General features: G+C 60.3%; 19 protein-coding genes. 10 read left to right on the forward strand and 9 right to left on the reverse strand.

Translation table 11 applies throughout. From position 1 onward, the window contains the following. Positions 1 to 89: 89 nt before the first annotated feature. The 3 genes from dapE (at position 90) to AB4O36_RS20715 (ending at position 2,503) form a co-directional block, all read left to right on the forward strand. Positions 90 to 1,241, forward strand: a complete 1,152-nt coding sequence (gene dapE / locus AB4O36_RS20705; protein ID WP_460117584.1) for a succinyl-diaminopimelate desuccinylase — start codon at positions 90 to 92, stop codon at positions 1,239 to 1,241. Next, positions 1,241 to 2,050, forward strand: coding sequence for a putative RNA methyltransferase (locus tag AB4O36_RS20710; RefSeq protein ID WP_460117586.1), 810 nt, complete (start codon positions 1,241 to 1,243; stop codon positions 2,048 to 2,050). Before dapE ends, AB4O36_RS20710 begins: the two co-directional genes overlap by 1 nt. A 75-nt stretch (positions 2,051 to 2,125) precedes the next feature. After that, positions 2,126 to 2,503, forward strand: a complete 378-nt coding sequence (locus tag AB4O36_RS20715; RefSeq protein WP_460140137.1) for a hypothetical protein — start codon at positions 2,126 to 2,128, stop codon at positions 2,501 to 2,503. Positions 2,504 to 2,631: 128 nt separating this feature from the next. Here AB4O36_RS20715 and AB4O36_RS20720 read toward each other — a convergent pair whose 3' ends face one another. Then, on the reverse strand, positions 2,632 to 2,841 hold the full coding sequence (locus AB4O36_RS20720) for a cold shock domain-containing protein (protein WP_192302536.1): 210 nt from the start codon (positions 2,839 to 2,841) through the stop codon (positions 2,632 to 2,634). 234 nt (positions 2,842 to 3,075) lie between these two features. Between AB4O36_RS20720 and plsB the strand changes: the two genes are divergently transcribed. The 3 genes from plsB to AB4O36_RS20735 are packed head-to-tail and all read left to right on the forward strand — an operon-like array spanning position 3,076 to position 6,746. Next, a complete protein-coding gene (plsB, locus tag AB4O36_RS20725) occupies positions 3,076 to 5,580 on the forward strand; it encodes a glycerol-3-phosphate 1-O-acyltransferase PlsB (RefSeq protein WP_460140138.1) in 2,505 nt (834 codons plus the stop codon). A gap of 51 nt (positions 5,581 to 5,631) precedes the next feature. After that, on the forward strand, positions 5,632 to 6,030 hold the full coding sequence (locus tag AB4O36_RS20730) for a YbaY family lipoprotein (protein WP_460117592.1): 399 nt from the start codon (positions 5,632 to 5,634) through the stop codon (positions 6,028 to 6,030). 26 nt (positions 6,031 to 6,056) lie between these two features. Then, positions 6,057 to 6,746 (forward strand): DUF4197 domain-containing protein, encoded by a 690-nt coding sequence (locus tag AB4O36_RS20735; protein ID WP_460117594.1) that lies wholly within the window; start codon positions 6,057 to 6,059, stop codon positions 6,744 to 6,746. 45 nt (positions 6,747 to 6,791) lie between these two features. On the opposite strand, the gene AB4O36_RS20740 is transcribed toward AB4O36_RS20735, so the two are convergent. The 3 genes from AB4O36_RS20740 to AB4O36_RS20750 form a co-directional block, all read right to left on the reverse strand. Then, the gene (locus tag AB4O36_RS20740; RefSeq protein WP_460140139.1) at positions 6,792 to 8,138 is read right to left on the reverse strand and encodes a Fic family protein; all 1,347 of its coding nucleotides are present in this window, start codon (positions 8,136 to 8,138) and stop codon (positions 6,792 to 6,794) included. Between the two features lie 102 nt (positions 8,139 to 8,240). After that, positions 8,241 to 11,306 carry an efflux RND transporter permease subunit gene (locus AB4O36_RS20745; RefSeq protein ID WP_460140140.1) on the reverse strand — a complete coding sequence of 1,022 codons (3,066 nt, stop codon included), beginning with the start codon at positions 11,304 to 11,306 and terminating at the stop codon, positions 8,241 to 8,243. 6 nt (positions 11,307 to 11,312) lie between these two features. After that, complete coding sequence (locus tag AB4O36_RS20750) at positions 11,313 to 12,413, reverse strand: efflux RND transporter periplasmic adaptor subunit (protein ID WP_460117600.1); 1,101 nt, start codon at positions 12,411 to 12,413, stop codon at positions 11,313 to 11,315. Positions 12,414 to 12,507: 94 nt separating this feature from the next. On the opposite strand from AB4O36_RS20750, the gene AB4O36_RS20755 reads away from it, so the two are divergent. Further along, positions 12,508 to 13,161 carry a TetR/AcrR family transcriptional regulator gene (locus AB4O36_RS20755; RefSeq protein ID WP_460117602.1) on the forward strand — a complete coding sequence of 218 codons (654 nt, stop codon included), beginning with the start codon at positions 12,508 to 12,510 and terminating at the stop codon, positions 13,159 to 13,161. A 39-nt stretch (positions 13,162 to 13,200) separates the two neighbouring features. Here AB4O36_RS20755 and AB4O36_RS20760 read toward each other — a convergent pair whose 3' ends face one another. Beyond that, the gene (locus tag AB4O36_RS20760; protein ID WP_460117603.1) at positions 13,201 to 13,983 is read right to left on the reverse strand and encodes a class I SAM-dependent methyltransferase; all 783 of its coding nucleotides are present in this window, start codon (positions 13,981 to 13,983) and stop codon (positions 13,201 to 13,203) included. A gap of 93 nt (positions 13,984 to 14,076) precedes the next feature. Between AB4O36_RS20760 and AB4O36_RS20765 the strand changes: the two genes are divergently transcribed. Beyond that, the gene (locus AB4O36_RS20765; protein WP_460117605.1) at positions 14,077 to 14,697 is read left to right on the forward strand and encodes an energy transducer TonB; all 621 of its coding nucleotides are present in this window, start codon (positions 14,077 to 14,079) and stop codon (positions 14,695 to 14,697) included. Between the two features lie 3 nt (positions 14,698 to 14,700). On the opposite strand, the gene AB4O36_RS20770 is transcribed toward AB4O36_RS20765, so the two are convergent. Genes AB4O36_RS20770 through AB4O36_RS20785 form a run of 4 tightly spaced genes read right to left on the reverse strand, consistent with a single transcriptional unit; the run spans position 14,701 to position 17,419 of the window. After that, positions 14,701 to 15,396 (reverse strand): extensin-like domain-containing protein, encoded by a 696-nt coding sequence (locus AB4O36_RS20770; protein WP_460117606.1) that lies wholly within the window; start codon positions 15,394 to 15,396, stop codon positions 14,701 to 14,703. A 2-nt stretch (positions 15,397 to 15,398) separates the two neighbouring features. Continuing rightward, positions 15,399 to 16,220, reverse strand: a complete 822-nt coding sequence (locus AB4O36_RS20775) for an isocitrate lyase/PEP mutase family protein (protein WP_460140141.1) — start codon at positions 16,218 to 16,220, stop codon at positions 15,399 to 15,401. 33 nt (positions 16,221 to 16,253) lie between these two features. Next, on the reverse strand, positions 16,254 to 17,114 hold the full coding sequence (locus tag AB4O36_RS20780) for a DUF72 domain-containing protein (RefSeq protein ID WP_460140142.1): 861 nt from the start codon (positions 17,112 to 17,114) through the stop codon (positions 16,254 to 16,256). Next, positions 17,114 to 17,419 (reverse strand): hypothetical protein, encoded by a 306-nt coding sequence (locus AB4O36_RS20785; protein ID WP_460117612.1) that lies wholly within the window; start codon positions 17,417 to 17,419, stop codon positions 17,114 to 17,116. Before AB4O36_RS20785 ends, AB4O36_RS20780 begins: the two co-directional genes overlap by 1 nt. 297 nt (positions 17,420 to 17,716) lie before the next feature. Here AB4O36_RS20785 and AB4O36_RS20790 point away from each other — a divergent pair, with 297 nt between their 5' ends. Both AB4O36_RS20790 and AB4O36_RS20795 read left to right on the forward strand, forming a co-directional pair. Next, positions 17,717 to 18,019, forward strand: coding sequence for a transposase (locus AB4O36_RS20790; protein WP_014717988.1), 303 nt, complete (start codon positions 17,717 to 17,719; stop codon positions 18,017 to 18,019). A gap of 8 nt (positions 18,020 to 18,027) precedes the next feature. Next, positions 18,028 to 18,852, forward strand: coding sequence for an IS3 family transposase (locus AB4O36_RS20795; protein WP_411985623.1), 825 nt, complete (start codon positions 18,028 to 18,030; stop codon positions 18,850 to 18,852). Positions 18,853 to 18,859 lie beyond the last annotated feature (7 nt).

Genomic DNA, 18,859 nt, shown 5'->3' on the forward strand with positions numbered 1-18,859 from the left:
TGGCGGTGCAACATTCAACCGTTATGTTGGCCGATGCATCGCCATCGCGAGCAAGCCCGCTCCCACATATACCGCTTCCGGAGTTTTTCATGACGGCCCACGCCGACCTTTCGCCGACCCTTCAACTGGCCATCGACCTGATCCGCCGTCCATCCGTGACCCCTGTCGACGCCGATTGCCAGAAGCAGATGATGCAGCGCCTGGGCGATGCCGGTTTCCAGCTGGAACCGATGCGCATCGAGGATGTGGATAACTTCTGGGCCACCCACGGCAAACACGATGGCCCGGTGCTGTGCTTTGCCGGTCACACTGATGTGGTGCCGACCGGCCCGGTGGCCGCCTGGCAGATCGACCCGTTCAACGCCGTTATCGATGAGCACGGCATGCTCTGCGGCCGTGGTGCGGCTGACATGAAAGGCAGCCTGGCATCCATGACGGTAGCCGCCGAGCGATTCGTCGCCGACTACCCGGATCACAAGGGCAAGGTCGCTTTCCTGATCACCAGCGACGAAGAAGGTCCGGCGCACCATGGCACCAAGGCCGTGGTTGAACGCCTGGCTGCGCGAAAGGAGCGTCTGGACTGGTGCATCGTCGGCGAACCGTCGAGCACCACTCTGGTCGGTGACGTGGTCAAGAACGGCCGTCGCGGCTCCCTCGGCGCCAAGCTGACCGTGCACGGTGTGCAAGGTCACGTGGCCTACCCGCACCTGGCGAAGAACCCGATTCACCTCGCCGCTCCGGCCCTGGCTGAACTGGCCGCCGAGCACTGGGACCACGGCAACGATTTCTTCCCGCCGACCAGCTTCCAGATTTCCAATGTCAATTCCGGCACCGGTGCGACCAACGTGATCCCGGGCGACCTGGTGGCGGTGTTCAACTTCCGCTTCTCCACCGAGTCCACCGTCGAAGGCCTGCAAAAACGCGTCGCCGACATCCTCGACAAGCATGGCCTGGACTGGCACATCGACTGGGCGCTGTCGGGCCTGCCATTCCTCACCGAGCCGGGTGCCCTGCTGGATGCCGTATCGGCAAGCATCAAGGACATTACCGGTCGTGAAACCAGGGCATCCACCAGCGGCGGCACTTCCGACGGACGCTTCATCGCCACCATGGGCACGCAAGTGGTCGAGCTGGGGCCTGTCAACGCGACGATCCACCAGGTCAACGAACGTGTGCTGGCCGCCGACCTCGATGTACTGACCGAAATCTACTACCAGACCCTCGTCAAGTTGCTCGCCTGATGCTCGCCTGCCCGATTTGCAACGAACCGCTGAACGCGGTGGACAACGGCGTGGCCTGCCCCGCCGGGCATCGTTTCGACCGTGCTCGACAGGGTTACCTGAACCTGTTGCCGGTGCAGCACAAGAACAGCCGCGACCCTGGGGATAACCAGGCAATGGTCGAGGCCCGGCGCGACTTTCTCAACGCCGGCCATTACGCGCCGGTTGCCAAGCGTCTGGCCGAACTGGCGGGGCACTACGCGCCGCAGCGCTGGCTCGACATCGGTTGTGGCGAGGGTTACTACACGGCGCAGATCGCCGATGCGTTGCCCGATGCCGACGGCTACGCCCTGGACATCTCGCGCGAAGCGGTGAAACGCGCTTGCAGACGTAACCCCAAGCTGACCTGGTTGATCGCCAGCATGGCGCGGGTGCCGCTGGCCTCGGGGAGCTGCCAGTTTCTCGCCAGTGTCTTCAGCCCGCTGGATTGGGAAGAGGCCAAACGCCTGCTCAGTCGTGGTGGCGGCCTGATGAAGGTCGGCCCTACCAGCGGCCACCTGATGGAGCTGCGCGAACGCCTGTATGACGAAGTGCGCGAGTACACCGACGACAAGCACCTGGCTCTGGTGCCCGAGGGCATGGCGCTGGACCACAGCGAAACCCTGGAATTCAAGCTGACCCTTGCCAGTGGCCAGGACCGGGCGAACCTGCTGGCCATGACACCCCACGGCTGGCGCGCGAGCGCCGAACGCCGAGCAGCGGTGATCGAACAGGTTGAACCGTTCGAGGTCACGGTGTCGATGCGTTACGATTACTTTGTACTTCAATAATATTGGGCCTTGAGCAACGGCTTGAGGCCAACTGAATCCGCGAATGGATTTTTCAGACCCGCAGTGAGGACATCCATGCGCCAACCCGATATCGAGATTTACCTGAAAGACGCCGACGTCGACCACAAGACCGTCGCAGCCTGGCTCGGTGCAGCACTGGGCCCGTGCAGCGACTGGGTGCAGAAGGGCCAGACCTGGAAGTGCAAGGCCGGCAACGTGCCGGTGACCTGGCTACCCAAAGCCGTCGGTAAATGGAACAGCCTGTACCTGGAAAGTGACCAGACCCCGTGGGACGACGACATCGCCTGCGCCCGCGCCGCGTTTGCCGCGCTGAACGTCGAAGTGCGTTGCGCGCCGGGTAGCTGGGTCGAGGAAGAAGGTGAGGAATCGGCCGATCGCTGGATTCGCATCAGTGCCGATGGTGAGGAAGAGATCACCTGGAAGACCGCGTGAACTAACCCCCTGTAGGAGCGAGCATGCTCGCGATGGTAGATCTGACACCGCAGGGTATCAGGACGCCAGCGTCATCGTTGACGACCATCGCGAGCATGCTCGCTCCTACAGAGTGATGCGTGTCAGGTTTACAACCCCACCACATCCTCAGCCTGCAATCCCTTCTGCCCTTCCACCACCGCGTACTCGACCTGTTGACCCTCGGTCAGCGAACGGTGGCCTTCGCCACGGATCGCGCGGTAATGCACGAACACATCCACGCCGTTCTCGCGCTGGATGAAGCCATACCCCTTGGCATCGTTGAACCACTTCACGCTGCCGGTTTCACGTGTTGCCATCTGTTCATACTCCTTTTTTATTATTGAACGGGCTTTTCGCAGGAAAGCCTCGGGAACACCGGTCGCACATGATGGCCTAATGAAGGCAGCGCGACGGAGCCTCGAGTATATGACACACATGGAAACTCTCAAAAGAAGTTTACTTGACCGCTTTTTTGCCGATTTTAGGCGAATACGGCACACTATCGGCCATCCGAGCATATGCTCGTTTTTATTTCCTCACGCAGAAGCCGTATGACCCGTTCCCCGTTTCGCCGTCTTGTGTTTGGCACCCTGCGCCGACTGCTTTATCTCTGGGTTCGCTCCGAAACCATCAACCAGTCGTCGTTCACTCTCAATCTCGACCGCAGTCGTCCGGTGTTCTACGTCCTGCAAAACCCTTCGCTGACCGACCTCGCCGTGGTCGACACCGAGTGCAGAAAGGCCGGTTTGCCCCGTCCGGTACTGCCGGTCTCGGTGGGCAACCTGCTGGAGCCGGCCGCGTTCTTTTACCTGACGCCGGACCCGGACTGGCTCGGCCGCCAGGATAAACGCGGCGCGCCGCCCACCCTGACCCGCCTGGTCAGCGCCCTCAGCCAGAACGCTGCCGAAGACGCGCAGATCATTCCGGTCAGCGTGTTCTGGGGCCAGTCGCCGGACAGCGAGTCGAGCCCGTGGAAGCTGTTGTTCGCCGACAGCTGGGCGGTCACCGGGCGACTGCGTCGGCTGCTCAGCATCATCGTGCTGGGCCGCAAGACCCGCGTGCAATTCTCAGCCCCCATTCACCTTCGCGAGCTGATCGAGCACAACAAGGGCCACGAGCGCACCGTGCGCATGGCCCAACGCGTCCTGCGCGTGCACTTTCGCAACCTCAAGGCGGCGGTGATCGGCCCGGACATTTCCCACCGTCGTAATCTGGTCAAAGGCCTGATCAATCAGCCGTTGGTCAAACAGGCGATCCTTGACGAGGCCGAGCGCGAAAACCTATCGGAGGAGAAAGCCAAGGCCCAGGCCCTGCGTTATGCCAACGAGATTGCCTCGGACTACACCTACACCGCGATCCGTTTCCTGGAAGTGGTGCTGAGCTGGTTCTGGAACAAGATCTACGACGGCATCAAGGTCAACCACATCGAAGGCGTGCAACAGGTTGCGCCGGGGCACGAAGTGATCTACGTGCCGTGCCATCGCAGCCATATCGACTACCTGCTGCTGTCCTACCTGTTGTTCCGTAACGGCTTGACGCCGCCGCACATCGCTGCCGGCATCAACCTCAACATGCCGGTGATCGGCAGCCTGCTGCGGCGCGGCGGGGCGTTTTTCATGCGCCGCACTTTCAAGGGCAATCCCCTGTACACCTCGGTGTTCAATGAATACCTGCACACCCTGTTCACCAAGGGTTTCCCGGTGGAGTACTTCGTCGAGGGTGGCCGCTCGCGCACCGGGCGCATGCTGCAACCTAAAACCGGGATGCTGGCGATTACATTGCGCAGCTTCCTGCGCTCTTCGCGCATGCCCATCGTGTTCGTGCCGGTGTACATCGGCTACGAGCGCGTACTGGAAGGCCGGACCTACCTTGGCGAGTTGCGCGGCGCCAGCAAGAAAAAAGAATCGATCTTTGACATCTTCAAAGTCATCGGCGCACTCAAGCAACGCTTTGGCCAGGTGGCGGTGAACTTCGGCGAACCGATCAAACTCGCCGAATTCCTCGACAGCGAACAGCCAGACTGGCGCCAACAGGAATTGGGCCCGCAGTTCAAACCGGCCTGGCTCAACGAAACCACCAACCGCCTCGGCGAAAAAGTCGCGCAGCACCTCAACGAAGCGGCGGCGATCAATCCGGTCAACCTGGTGGCACTGGCCCTGCTGTCCACCAGCCGCCTGGCGCTGGACGACCGTGCGATGGCGCGGGTGCTGGACCTGTATCTGGCGCTGCTGCGCAAGGTGCCTTATTCGCCGCATACCACCCTGCCCGAAGGCGATGGTCGTGCGCTGATCCAGCACGTGAAAGACATGGACCTGTTGTCCGAACAGAGCGACGCGCTGGGCAAGATTCTGTACCTGGACGAGCAAAATGCCGTCCTGATGACCTACTACCGCAACAACGTCCTGCACATCTTCGCGTTGCCGTCATTGCTGGCGAGCTTCTTCCAGAGCACGTCGCGCATGAGCCGCGAGCAAATCCTGCGCTACACCCGTGCGCTGTATCCATACCTGCAATCGGAGCTGTTCATTCGCTGGTCGCTGGACGAGCTGGATGCAGTGGTCGATCAATGGCTCGAGGCGTTTGTAGAGCAAGGCCTGCTGCGCTTCGAGAATAACGTCTACCTGCGCCCGGCACCGAGTTCGCGGCATTTCGTGCTGCTGACCCTGCTGTCCAAAAGCATCGCCCAGACCTTGCAACGCTTCTACATGACCGTTTCGCTGCTGCTCAACAGCGGCCAGAACAGCATCAGCGCCGAAGAACTGGAAGACCTGTGCACCGTGATGGCCCAGCGCCTGTCGATCCTGCATGGCCTGAACGCGCCTGAATTTTTCGACAAGAGCCTGTTCCGCCACTTCATCCAGACGATGCTCGACCTGGATGTGCTGCGGCGCGACGAGGCCGGCAAGCTGAGCTATCACGAGCTGCTCGGCGAGCTGGCCGAAGGTGCGGCCAAGCGTGTGCTACCGGCGGAAATTCGCCTGTCGATCCGCCAGGTGGCGTTGCATCGCAGTGAAGATGCAGCCGATCAAAGCGCTGGGGCCGAACAAAACGTCTAAATTGAACAGGGTGCCAGTTGCCTCTGGCACCCTTGATACGGAGATCGTCCGATGAACAAACTGCCCCTGATCGCAGCCGCCGTATTGTTGAGCGCCTGCCAACACCCGACCCCGGCGCCAAAGGCGTCACTCGATGGCGAAGTGTTTTACCTGCAACGCATTGCCCTGCCTCCCACGGCGGTCCTGAGCGTCAGCCTGCAGGACATTTCGCTCGCCGATGCCCCGGCCAAGGTCCTCGACGAACAGCGAGGCCCGGTCAAAGGGCAAGTGCCACTGCCCTTTCGCCTGAACTACGACCCACTCAAGGTCGAGCCCAATCATCGTTACTCGATCAACGCTCGCATCGAAGTTGATGGCAAACTGTTGTTCATCACCACCGAGAATCACGCCGTGCGACTGGACGGTTCCGATCCCCAACCTGTGAGGGTTCGCGTCGACGCGGCCCGCTAAGTGTCTTTTTACAAAAGGAAGTTGCCATGCTCCGCCCTACCCTTCGCTTCGCCGGCCTGTGCGCAGGTTTGATGATCAGCGCCAGCGCCATGGCGTTGTCGCTCAGTGACCTGTCGCAGCAAGACGCCAGCGGCGGCCTCAAGGACGCCCTCACCCAGGGCGCGCAACTGGCCGTCAAACAACTCGGCACGCCGGGTGGTTTCAGTAACAACCCTGATGTGAAGATCGAACTGCCGGGCAAGCTGGGCAAGGTTGCCAGCAAGATGAAACAGTTCGGCATGGGTGAGCAGGTCGAACAGTTGGAAACCAGCATGAACAAGGCAGCGGAAACGGCAGTGGTCCAGGCCCAGCCGATCCTGGTCGATGCAGTGAAAAAGATGACCGTCGAAGACGCCAAGGGCATCTTGAGCGGCGGCAACGACTCGGCCACCCAATACCTGAACAAGACCAGCCGCGAGCAGATCCGCGCCAAGTTCCTGCCGATCGTCAAGCAGGCCACCGATCAGGTTGGCCTGGCCAAGCAATACAACTCGTTCGCTGGCCAGGCGGCGACCATGGGCGTCGTGGATGCCAAGAGCGCCAACATCGAAAGCTACGTGACCGAGCAGGCGCTCAACGGTTTGTTCGAGATGATCGGCAAACAGGAAGAAACCATCCGCAAAAACCCGGCAGCCGCCGCGACCAGCCTGGCGAAGAAGGTATTCGGTACCCTCTAAGCACCCTCGAAACCCAACTGCTGGAGCGAGTTCACTCGCTCCAGCTCAGGCTCCCCCACCGGGCCGCAGGAAGAACACCCACTCGCGCCCGATCTTGCGTTTCTCGAACACATTCAACTCGACCAAACCATTCAGCGCTGCCGCTGCCGTGTTGTAAGAGCAGTCCAGGTTCTCTTTCACATTGACGGCCGTAAACTCCTTGGCCATTCCACTCTTCGCCACCTGGAAAACAGCTCGCTGTTTTTCGGTCAACCGGTGAAAAAAACCGGACGCCAGCAACCAGTCGTCAAAGCGGTCGGCGTACGCCAGGCTTTCGCGATAAGCCTGCGCGAAACCCCGTACGGCCCGCAAAATGACCGAGCATTGAAAGTCGATGAAGTACGTCAGGTCGAGATTGTCCGCCTCGCTGTTCAGATATGAGCGTCCGTATTTCACCGGCGCATTGCGCAGCAGGATGCTGATCGCAATATAGCGAAAGGCAGAAAAATCATTCTTGAACATGAACCAGTAGAACAGCGCACGGGCGACCCGGCCGTTGCCGTCGCGAAAAGGGTGCTCGTAGCCCAATGCAAAATGCAGTGCGATTCCCTTGATCAGCGGATGAAGATAATCCGCCTGCTCCGGGTCGTCGTGGCAATGGTTGATCCAGTTGGCCAACCTTTGCAATCGAGACACCAGACCCGCTGCCTGTGGCGGGACATGCACGGTGTTGCCCTCACCGTCCTGCACCACCACCTCATCGTTGTTCCTGAATGTCCCGGGCGAGTATTGGGCGTCATCGATACCCTCGACGCCTACCCGGTGCATGGCTGAAATCAGCTCGATGCTCAGCGGCTCATCGCGCTTCTCCCAGGCGTAGTTCATCATTTTGTAATTGCCGATCACCATCCGCTCATCCGGTGTTCGCGGCTGGCGTTTGCGTTTGAGCATGTCCTTGGCCACCCGCGTGGTGGTCGCTGCACCTTCGAGCTGACTGCTGCTGATGGCTTCGTCTTCGATCAAATCATTGAGCAGGTAGCTGAAATGCGCATGCTCGCCGAGCTGACTGGTCATGAATTCCAGCGCTGCTGTTGTCGCTTGCCGGTCCACCGCAGAGATCGCCTTCTGCGCCAACGGCGTGAGCAGGTAGTGTCCCCATTGAAGCGGCTCGCCCAAGGGCAACAGGCGGGAGTACTGCGCAGCCCGCGCCTTCTTGACCAGTGCCCAGCAGAGGTGGGAATCCAGACACGGAGCCCAGCGGTAGCGCAACTCGTCGAACGGACGATAGCGTCCCTGCTCGTCGAGGGGCATGAGCAGCGACAGGTAATCCGTCAGGCGCTCCTTGTGGGGCGACCGGCCCAACAGGTCGAACACCGGATCGGTGGGTCCTTTCAACAACGGTGGTCTTTTCATCAAATGCTGTCTCAAAACCTCATGAAACCGAGGCTTGAGTACAGCATTCGGACCTCTTTGACTCAATATCAGAGGTTTCTGAAACATTTGTAGGAGCGAGCGTCACGTCGGTTCTTTTTTAACTCGAAACCACGCGGCATAAAGGGCTGGCAGGAACAGCAACGTGAGCGCCGTGGCGACGATCAGGCCGCCCATGATGGCCACGGCCATCGGACCGAAGAACACGCTGCGTGACAGCGGGATCATCGCCAGCACGGCGGCGAGCGCGGTCAGCACGATCGGCCGGAAGCGGCGCACGGTGGCTTCGATGATTGCCTGCCACGGCTTGAGCCCGGCGGCGATGTCCTGTTCGATCTGGTCAACCAGGATCACCGAGTTGCGCATGATCATCCCCGACAAAGCGATGGTCCCCAGCATGGCGACAAAGCCGAACGGCTGACGGAACACCATCAGGAACAGGGTCACGCCGATCAGGCCCAAGGGTGCTGTAAGAAACACCATCGCCGTGCGTGAGAAACTGCGCAGTTGCAGCATCAGCAACGTCAGCACAACAACGACGAACAATGGCACGCCGGCCTTGACCGAGTTCTGTCCTCGGGCAGAATCTTCCACGGTGCCGCCGACATCCAGCAGATAGCCGTCGGGCAATTCGGCGCGGATCGGATCCAGCGTCGGCATGATCTGTTGCACCAGGGTCGCCGGTTGTTCCTTGCCGTAGATGTCGGCGCGTACGGTGACGTTGGGCAGGCGGTTGCGGTGCCAGATGATGCCTTCTTCAAAGCCGTACTCCAGCGTGGCGATCTGCGACAGCGCCACGCTTCGACCGTTGTCGGTCGGCACGGAAAGACTTGGCAGCAACGACAACTCGGTGCGCTCGTGCACCGTGCCGCGCAGCAGGATCTCGATCAACTCGTTATCTTCGCGGTACTGGCTGACGCTGGAACCGGTCAGCGAGCTTTGCAAAAACTTCGACAGGTTGGCGGTGCTCACGCCCAGCGCGCGTGCGCGGTCCTGATCGACGTTCAGGTAAACCACTTTGCTCGGCTCTTCCCAGTCCAGGTGGACGTTGGCCACATGGGGGTTTTCGCGGACCTTGGCCGCGACTTTCCTGGCCAGGGCACGGACTTCCTCGATGTGTTCGCCAGTGACCCGGAACTGCACTGGATAACCCACCGGCGGGCCGTTTTCCAGGCGTGTCACGCGCGAGCGCAGGGCCGGGAACTGCTCGTTGAGCGTTTCAATCAGCCAGGTGCGCAGGGTCTCACGTTCTTCGATGGACTTGGCCAGCACCACGAACTGGGCGAAGCTCGCCGCCGGCAGCTGCTGATCCAGCGGCAGGTAGAAACGCGGCGACCCGGTGCCAACGTAGGCCACGTAGTTGTCGATGCCGGCGTGATCTTTCAGCAAGCCTTCAAGGCGTTTGACTTCGTCGGCGGTGTTGCTCAGCGATGCGCCCTCGGCCAGTTTCAGGTCGACCATCAACTCCAGTCGCCCTGAAGCCGGGAAGAACTGTTGCGGCACAAAACGAAACAACACAATGGAGGCAATGAACAACACCACCGTGGCCACTATTACCGTTTTTCGCCAGCGCACGCACCACTCCACCAACCCCCGGACGCGTTGGTAAAAAGGAGTGGCGTAAGGATCGGGCTGGCCGGCACCATGTTTGGCTGCGTGAATTTTCGCCAGGTCCGGCAGGAGTTTTTCCCCCAGGTACGGCACGAACACCACGGCAGCGATCCACGACGCCAGCAACGCGATGGTGACCACCTGGAAGATCGAACGGGTGTATTCGCCGGTCCCCGATTGCGCGGTGGCAATAGGCAGGAACCCAGCGGCCGTGATCAGCGTCCCGGTAAGCATCGGAAACGCGGTACTGGTCCAGGCGTAACTCGCCGCCTTGACCCGGTCGAAGCCCTGTTCCATTTTGATCGCCATCATTTCCACGGCGATGATCGCGTCGTCCACCAACAGGCCCAGCGCCAGCACCAGTGCGCCGAGAGAAATCTTGTGCAGGCCGATGCCCAGGTAATACATGCAGGCGAATGTCATTGCCAGCACCAGCGGAATCGCCAGCGCGACAACCATGCCGGTACGCACCCCGAGCGAGAAAAAACTCACCAGCAGGACGATGGCCAGCGCTTCGACCAGTACACGGACAAACTCTCCGACGCCGGTTTCCACGGCAGCGGGCTGGTCGGACACCTTGCTCAATTGCATACCGGCCGGGAGGTTTTTCTGGATGCGGGCGAACTCGATTTCCAGCGCCTTGCCCAGCACCAGAATGTCGCCCCCGTCCTTCATGGCCACAGCCAGACCGATAGCGTCCTGGGACATGAAGCGCATGCGCGGTGCTGGCGGATCATTGAAGCCGCGATGAACCGTGGCGACATCCGATACGCGGAACGTACGATCACCGACCCGGATCGGGAAGTTATTGATCTCATCAACCGTCTGAAAATTTCCCGAGACCCGCAGTTGAAGTCGTTCGCTGCTGGTTTCGAAGAAACCGGCCGTGGACACCGCATTCTGCTCTTCGATCGCCTGCTGCACCGCAGCCAACGGCAGACCCAGGGTGGAGAGCTTGACGTTGGAGAGTTCGATCCAGATTTTTTCGTCCTGCAACCCCAGCAGCTCGACCTTGCCGACATCCTTGACCCGTTGCAGCTGGATCTGGATGCGGTCGGCGTAGTCCTTCAGCACCGCGTAATCGAATCCTTCACCGGTCAGCGCGTAGATGTTGCCAAAAGTGGTGCCGAACTCGTCGTTGAAAAACGGCCCCTGGATACCCGGCGGCAAGGTATGGCGAATGTCGCTGATCTTCTTGCGTGCCTGATACCAGAGCTCGGGAATATCCACCGAGTGCATGGAGTCCCGGGCCACGAACGTCACGGTCGATTCGCCCGGCCGGGAAAACGATACGATGCGGTCGTACTCACCGGTTTCCATCAGTTTCTTTTCAATGCGTTCACTGACCTGGCGAGACACTTCCTCGGCGGTGGCGCCCGGCCACATGGTACGAATAACCATGGCCTTGAAGGTGAACGGCGGGTCTTCGCTCTGACCGAGCTTGGTGTAGGAAAGCGCGCCGACTATCGCCAGCAGCAGCATCAGGAACAGTACGATCTGGCGATTACGCAGCGCCCATTCGGAAAGATTGAAGCCCATCGGGGATTACTCCTTATCCGCCAGATTGACCACGCGGTTGGAGCGATCCACCGGACGCACCTGCTGCCCGTCGTGAAGCACATGGACACCAGCGGCCACCACCCAATCACTGGCATTCAAGCCTTCGAGCACCGGCACGCTTTTCTCGCCGAATGCACCGACCCGGACCGGGGATTTCTTCAAAGTGTTATTGGCACCGAGCACCCACACGTAGGTGGCACCGTTTTCGGCGGTCAGGGCCGACAGCGGCACCGACAGTGCCACGACATCGGCGGTCTGGATAAAGACCCTGGCGCTTTGGCCCAACTCGGCGGGAACTTTGCCAGCGGTGAAAGCAATGCGCGCAGCAAACGTGCGGGATTTTGGATCGGCCGCTGGTGACAGCTCGCGAATTCGCCCGCTAAAGCGTTGGTCCGGCTGGGTCCACAGCTCCACCGATACGGGTTGTCCGACCTTGTAGCGACCAAAATTCTGTTCCGGCAAACTGATCAGCACTTCGCGCTCGCCATCGGTGGCCAGCGTGAAAACGGTCTGGCCGGCAGCGACCACCTGCCCCACTTCCACCGAACGCTTGGCGACCACGCCATCCTGGGGCGCACGCAGCACCGCATAGCTGGCTTGATTGTTCGAGACGTTGAATTCGGCCTTGATCTGCTTCACGCGCGCTTCACCGGATCGGTAAAGGTTTTCCGCATTGTCATATTGCGAACGGCTGACCAACTGGCGATCCATGAGGGTTTTGTAACGGTCACGCTCGGCGCGCACCATGTTCAGGTTGGCTTCGGCCGCAGCAACCTGGGCGCGAGTCGCTTCCAGTTGGAGGCGAACGTCCTGGGGATCAAGTTCCGCCAGCGGCTGATCGGCCTTGACCCGCTGCCCTTCCTCGACCAGTCGTCGGCTGACTTTGCCGCCGATGCGGAAAGCCAACTCTGGCTCATAGCGAGCCCGCACTTCACCGGGATAACTCTCCAGCGCCTGCACCGAAGGCTCTGGCTGAACCACCATGGCCGGTCTGACGGTGACCTGGGGCGCCTCCTCATGCCCGCAAGCGGACAATAAAAACGCCAGGCTGGCTGGCAATGCGAGGTATGCGACATAGCGGTACATGGTGAGTGACCTTTCGCCAATGGTGCTTGGAATAATTATACTGGCCAGTATGTTATTAATAGCAAACTCACCAGTCCAGTAATAAAAGCGAATAATGTCGAACAATCCCTCAGCATCCATCGGTCCGGGCCGTCCCAAGGATCTGGCTAAACGTCAGGCGATCCTTGATGCGGCGAAAACCCTGTTTCTGAGCAATGGATATGCGAACACCAGCATGGATGCTGTGGCGGGAGAAGCGGGCGTGTCAAAACTCACCGTCTACAGCCATTTCAACGACAAGGAGACACTGTTCTCTGCTGCGGTGGTGGCCAAGTGCGAAGAACAGCTGCCGCCGCTGTTTTTCGAATTACCGGACGGCATCGCCGTGGAATCGGTGCTGTTGAACATCGCCCGCGGCTTTCATCACCTGATCAACAGCGATGAGTCAGTGAACCTGCACCGTTTGATGATGACGCTGGGCAGCCAGGACCCGAAACTCTCGCAGATTTTCTTCGAAGCCGGCCCGGAGCGGATGCTGCTGGGCATGGAGCGCCTACTGGCCAAAGTGGATCAGAGCGGCGCCCTGCGCATCGACAAACCGCGCAATGCCGCCGAGCATTTCTTTTGCCTGCTCAAGGGCGCGGGGAATTTCCGCTTGTTGTACGGCTGTGGCGAACCCCTGACCGGGGAAGCAGCGGAGGCGCATGTGCAGGAGGTGGTGGGGTTGTTCATGCGGGCTTATGGGAGGGAGGCAGCTGCGAGCGGTTAGCTGCAAGCGGCAAGCTAAGGCCCGCTTGCAGCTTGCAGCTTATAGCTTGAGCGCTTTCTTGGGATAAATGTCATACCGACTGGATTTCCCATCCAAAGCATGACTCGGCTTCGGCCCGGCAATGCACGGCGCCTTTCGTGGGCGCTTGACCACTACCCGGTGGCTGGCCAGGGCCAGTGCCGCTTCGAGCAAGGCCGGTGCGTCCGGGTCATCACCCACCAGGGGGCGGAACAGGCGCATTTCCTTTTTCACCAGCGCGGTTTTCTCCCGGTGAGGGAACATCGGGTCCAGGTAGATCACCTGCGGCGGCTCGCCTTCCCAGTTGCGCATGACGTCGATGGAGTTGCCCTTGAGCAGGCGCATGCGCGCCACGATCGGCGCCACGTCGAAATCCTCCGCGCCCCGCGCCAGGCCATCCTCCAGCAACGCGCCTATCAACGGCTGACGCTCGATCAGGCTCATTTCACAACCCAGGCTTGCCAGCACGAATGCGTCCTTGCCAAGACCTGCCGTCGCATCCAGCACCCGCGGACGCACGCCTTGGGCGATGCCAACCGCCTTGGCGATCATTTGCCCGGTGCCGCCGCCGAACAGGCGACGGTGGGCCGCGCCTCCCTCGACGAAATCCACCCGCACCGGACCGGGCGCATCCGGTCCGAGTTGTTGCAACTGCAACCCCTGCTCGCCAACCTGCAAGGCGAATTCACCTTCAGTGACTTTCAGGGGCAAGCCCAGGCGCTCGGCCCATTGCTCGGCCTGTGGCTGGAACGCCGTATCGAGGGCTTCGACATGGATGCGGCACGCCGCCGGTTGCTCAATCATGGGAAAACACGCTCAAAAAATTAATGATCGGCAGAATCGGCCGATAACAACACTAACGAGCATTTTGCCAGAGCCGAGCCTCTACAGAAAAAAATGTCCAACATTCAACCCACATCGATTGGCTACATCTCGCCCTACGGCGATTTTGGCCTGCGAAATTCCCAGGCACTGAGCGGCGTCAGTCACCTGTGGCAAGATTTTTTTGCCCAGGCGCTGGCCGAGCAGTCGGGCGATGTGGTGCCGGCTTCTCTCGACTTTCCGCCGGTCGACCTAGAGAGCTCGGAGGAGCCCACGGTTGGCAGCGAGCTGTTGGCGCACATCATTGCCCAGCGTGAATGCAACGTCACGGAAACCGAGGTCAAGCCACCCGAGCCATTGTTCCTGCCGATTGCCGAGTTCGAAATGGACCTGGCCGACAAACCATTCCCACCGTTCCCGGCGGATGAAATCGTCGCGCAACAGAAACAGCAGGACTTCGAAAGCGGTTGGGTTCGCCCTATCGTACTGGCCAACGGTCAAGCGCTGCCGGTTCCTGGCGCCGCCGCTCAACCGCGTCCGCTGCATTTGCCAATCGCCGAGTTCGAACTGGACCTGCTGGACAAACCGTTCCCGCCGTACCCGCCTGAAGAACTGGCGGAGCAGCAGAAAAACTTCGATTTTGATATCGGTTGGGCACGCCCGATCGTCCTGCAGAACCTGCGCATCGCCGCGTAAATTTCAGCGACACACCCACCACGGCCCGACATCCAGATGAAAGTGATTGCGATGGGCGGCGTTGTAATCGGGGCTCAACACCACACTGAACACGTCGCACGCCGCATCACGGACCTGGCGTAGAAAGCGTGCGTCTTGATTATCCTTCGGCCAATCCTTGAGTACATTGATCGTGCGGCCATCGGCCAGGCGAAAACCGGCGATATCCAGGGCGTTGGCGGTGGCATGCTGACTGAGTCGGCCATTCTCGCGCCCATAGACATTGCGACAGGCAAAACTGCCGAGGTGATCGACGCGGTTGACGGCTTGCCCATAGACCGCCCGAGCCGCCGGTTGCAGTGCGTGGTGCTCGAACAGGGCAAACGACACCGCCAGTCGGCAACTGGCCAGGAAACTGCTGCTCAGCGCCACATCACCACCCTGCACCCGCAAGGCATCGGTCAGAGGACACTTGGCGTCCGGGCTGTCGGCCTGGGGCGCGACGCGCAGGCCGGAACTGTCCAGGGCCTGGGCGCAAAGCTGTGGATCGTCTCGCAGGCGCATCAGCTTATAGCGGGTCAGCAGGTTCGGTTCGGCCTTCACGTCCAGTGGTGCCCAAGGATTCCACTGCGGCGGCAGCGCGATCCAGCCACGCCACACACTCAACGACGCAGCGCTTCCCATCAACACCAGCACCAACAGCACCTGCAAGAACCGCATCGTCAGCCTTCGAACAATTGATTGGCCTGTGCGTAGGGCATGGACCGCGAGGTAAACGTGAATGTGCCCGAGGTCTTGATCTCTTCAGCCGCACGATAAAATTCACCCAACGCCGCCAGGGCGAGCGCCGAACCGACGCTGACTCGCCTGACGCCCATTTCGCTCAGTTGCTGGACCGTGAGCTTCAACCCGCCGGACATCAACACGTTGACCGGCTTCGGCGCCACGGCGCGCACCACGGCCAACACGTCTTCAGGGCTGCGCAACGCCGGCGCGTACAGCACATCCGCGCCCGCTTCGGAAAAGGCCTGCAAGCGGCGGATCGTGTCGTCCAGATCGGGATTGCCGCGCAGGAAATTCTCGGCCCGGGCAGTCACCATGAACGTAAACGGCAGGCTGCGGGCCGCCGCCACAGCGGCTTCGATCCGGGCCACCGCATGATCGAAACAGTAGATGGGGGTATCCGGGCGACCTGTCGCATCTTCGATCGAGCCGCCCACCGCGCCTGCGGCGGCTGCCTGCAAGATGCTCTGCGCACATTCGACCGGGTCGTCGGCGAAACCGTTTTCCAGATCCACCGCCACCGGCAGATCGGTAGCGGCGACGATCGCCCGGACATTCTCCAGGGTCTGCTCAAGCGTCAGCCCACCATCGGGACGGGCACGGGAAAAGGCATAACCGGCACTGGTGGTCGCCAGCGCCTCGAAACCCAGGCTGGCGAGCATTTTTGCCGAGCCAGCGTCCCACGGGTTGGGTATGACAAAAGCCTCGCTGCGTTCGTGCAGTGCTTTGAACGCCTGGGCTCGACGGGTTTGCGCATCCATTGGCAGGCTCCTGGAAAGGGGAACGGATCCGCCTCAGAGCAAGCCAAGTTGTTCGGCGGCGGGTTCTCTGTATAGCTCAGGCAGCGGCGGGAGGCCAGGCAAACGCTCCATCAGCCGTGCGTGGAACCGCTGTGCCAGTTTCGCCGCGAACACGTTGTCCGAGGTGTGCAGGAAGATATAGGGCGTGCGCCCCTCTTCGATCCACAGGGCGATTTTCTCGACCCAAGGCACCAGGAACGGGTCGTTGGCTTCCAGTTGCGGATGGCCGATGAAACGCACTTGCGGCCATTGTGTGAAAGCCGCCGGGCGCGGAGGAACCCTGGGTTTCTTCGATTGCGCGTGGATCACCGCGGGCTCGGTCGAGGTGCAGCTGAACAAGGCACGCGGATCGAGGCAGATGCGTTCGACACCACGGTCCAGCAACAAGCGATTGAGGCTGCGCTCGGCATCGCCCTTGGCGAAGAACGCGTCATGTCGCACTTCGATGGCCAACGGCCGATCCACCGCATCGATAAACGCCGCCAGTTCATGCAAACGTTGCGGCGTGAAGCTTTTCGACAACTGCAACCACAGCGGCGCGACCCGGTCACCCAAGGGGCTGAGCAGTTGCAGGAAGGTCTCGGTGGCGGTCAATTGGTCGCGCAGGTCACCGCCGTGGCTGATGTCGCCCGGGAACTTGGCGGTGAAGCGGAAGTGTTCCGGCATGGTCTCGGCCCAGCGCTGCACGGTGCTGGCAGCCGGGCTCGCGTAGAACGTCGTGTTGCCTTCCACGGCATTGAAGACTTGAGAGTAGAGGCCGAGGAAATCGGCGGGTTTGGCGTCCTGGGGATAAAGGTAATCGCGCCAGGCGTTTTCACTCCAGGACGGGCAGCCGATGAAGTAGGGCAGCGGCATCAGATGTACAGGTCGAGCCCCAGCACATCCGCATCCCAATCGACGAAGCCCGCCGTGCTGAGGTAACTGGCCAGGGCCATCGCCACGCTTTTGCTCATGGCGCGGTGGTAGATCATGTCTTGCTGACGGGCCGGCAGGTTGCTCAGACGTTGCGCGGTAGCCTTGGCAGCGCGAGCAGCCATTTGCTCCTCGGAAGGGATTTCCAGCTCGCCTTCGATATCGACGGACTCGTCCTCAACCACACGCCCTTTGCGAGGCTTGCGCTTGATGGGATACGAAGGAGTGGAAAGGCCGTCTATGCGCATAATGTCATGCTCGGTATCAATGATGGCAGTCTAGTGGCACTTAGTGCACTTCGCAAACAGCCGAGTGATAACTAGAACACAGAAAAGACAAAAGGTTTAAAACCAAGGTTATAAAACGACGATTGACGCGTTTGCCATTAGATAGCCATCGCGGGCAGGCCCGCTCCTACAGGGATCGATGCGAACACACATCCTGTGCCCGACTGAAAACCTGTGGGAGCGGGCTTGAACTGGCCTAATGATTTTGGACACTTCAATCGGGCGCTATGATAGCGCCCAAATCTGAGGTGTTTGGATATGCGTAAATCCTATTCGAGTGAGTTCAAGCTCAAGGCTGCCAGTATGGTGTTGGATGAAGGTCAGCCGGTTACCGAAGTCTGTGCCAGCCTGGATATCGGCCCCACAGCACTGCGCCGTTGGGTTGATCAAGTGCAAAAAGAGCGCTTGGGCTCGACTCCGGTGGGGGCCAAGGCGATTACCGCTGATCAACGAGAAATCCAGAGACTCAAAGCTCTGCTCAGAGAGAAAGACCTGGATATCGAAATCCTAAAAAAGGCCAGTGCTCTCCTGCTTTTGGACGCCAAAGATCATTCACGCTGATCGATGAGCTGGACGAGCAGTACGGCGTTAAAAAGTGTTGCCGGGCGTTTGGGGTCAACCGCAGTAGCTTTTACGCCTGGCGCCAGCGCCAAGGCAGAGCAAATCCTGAACGGGACAAGCTCAAAGCCGCGTTGGTCAGGCACCACAAGGCGTCCAGAGAGTCGGCCGGCGCACGTACTTTGTCCAAGGAGCTACAAGCCAAAGGGCATCGTATCGGGCGTTATATGGCTCGCAGTTTGATGCGCGAAGCTGGCATCGCTAGTCGTCAGCGCCGGCGCCATAAGTACAAGTCGCCGGGTGTGGAGGCCTTGGTGGCGCCGCACGTGCTCAAGCGAAAATTTGATGTGACGGCGGTTAATCAGGTGTGGTGTGGCGACGTGACATACATCAAGGTCGGCAAGCGGTGGATGTACTTCGCCGCCGTTTTGGATCTGTACGCTCGCAGGATCGTAGGGTGGTCGTTCTCGATGATTTCTGATGCCAACCTGACCTGCGAAGCGCTACGCATGGCGGTTGAGCTGCGCGGCCATCCCCAGGATGTGTTGTTTCATTCTGATCAAGGTTGCCAGTACACCAGCCATAAATTCCGAAATGCGCTTGTGAAACATCGGTTTAGGCAAAGTATGAGCCGTAAAGGCGAGTGCTGGGACAATGCCCCGATGGAGCGTTTCTTTGGTAGTTTGAAGTCCGAGTGGGTGCCTGAAGCGGGCTACCAACTGGAGCATGAGGCCCGGGCAGATGTGCAGCGCTATGTCTCGCGCTACAACATCAGCAGGCCTCACAGCTATAACGACTACAGGTCGCCGGTCGTGAAGGAAAGGTTGGCGGCGTGAACCGTAA

The sequence above is a fragment of the Pseudomonas sp. S2_E01 genome (assembly GCF_054668365.1).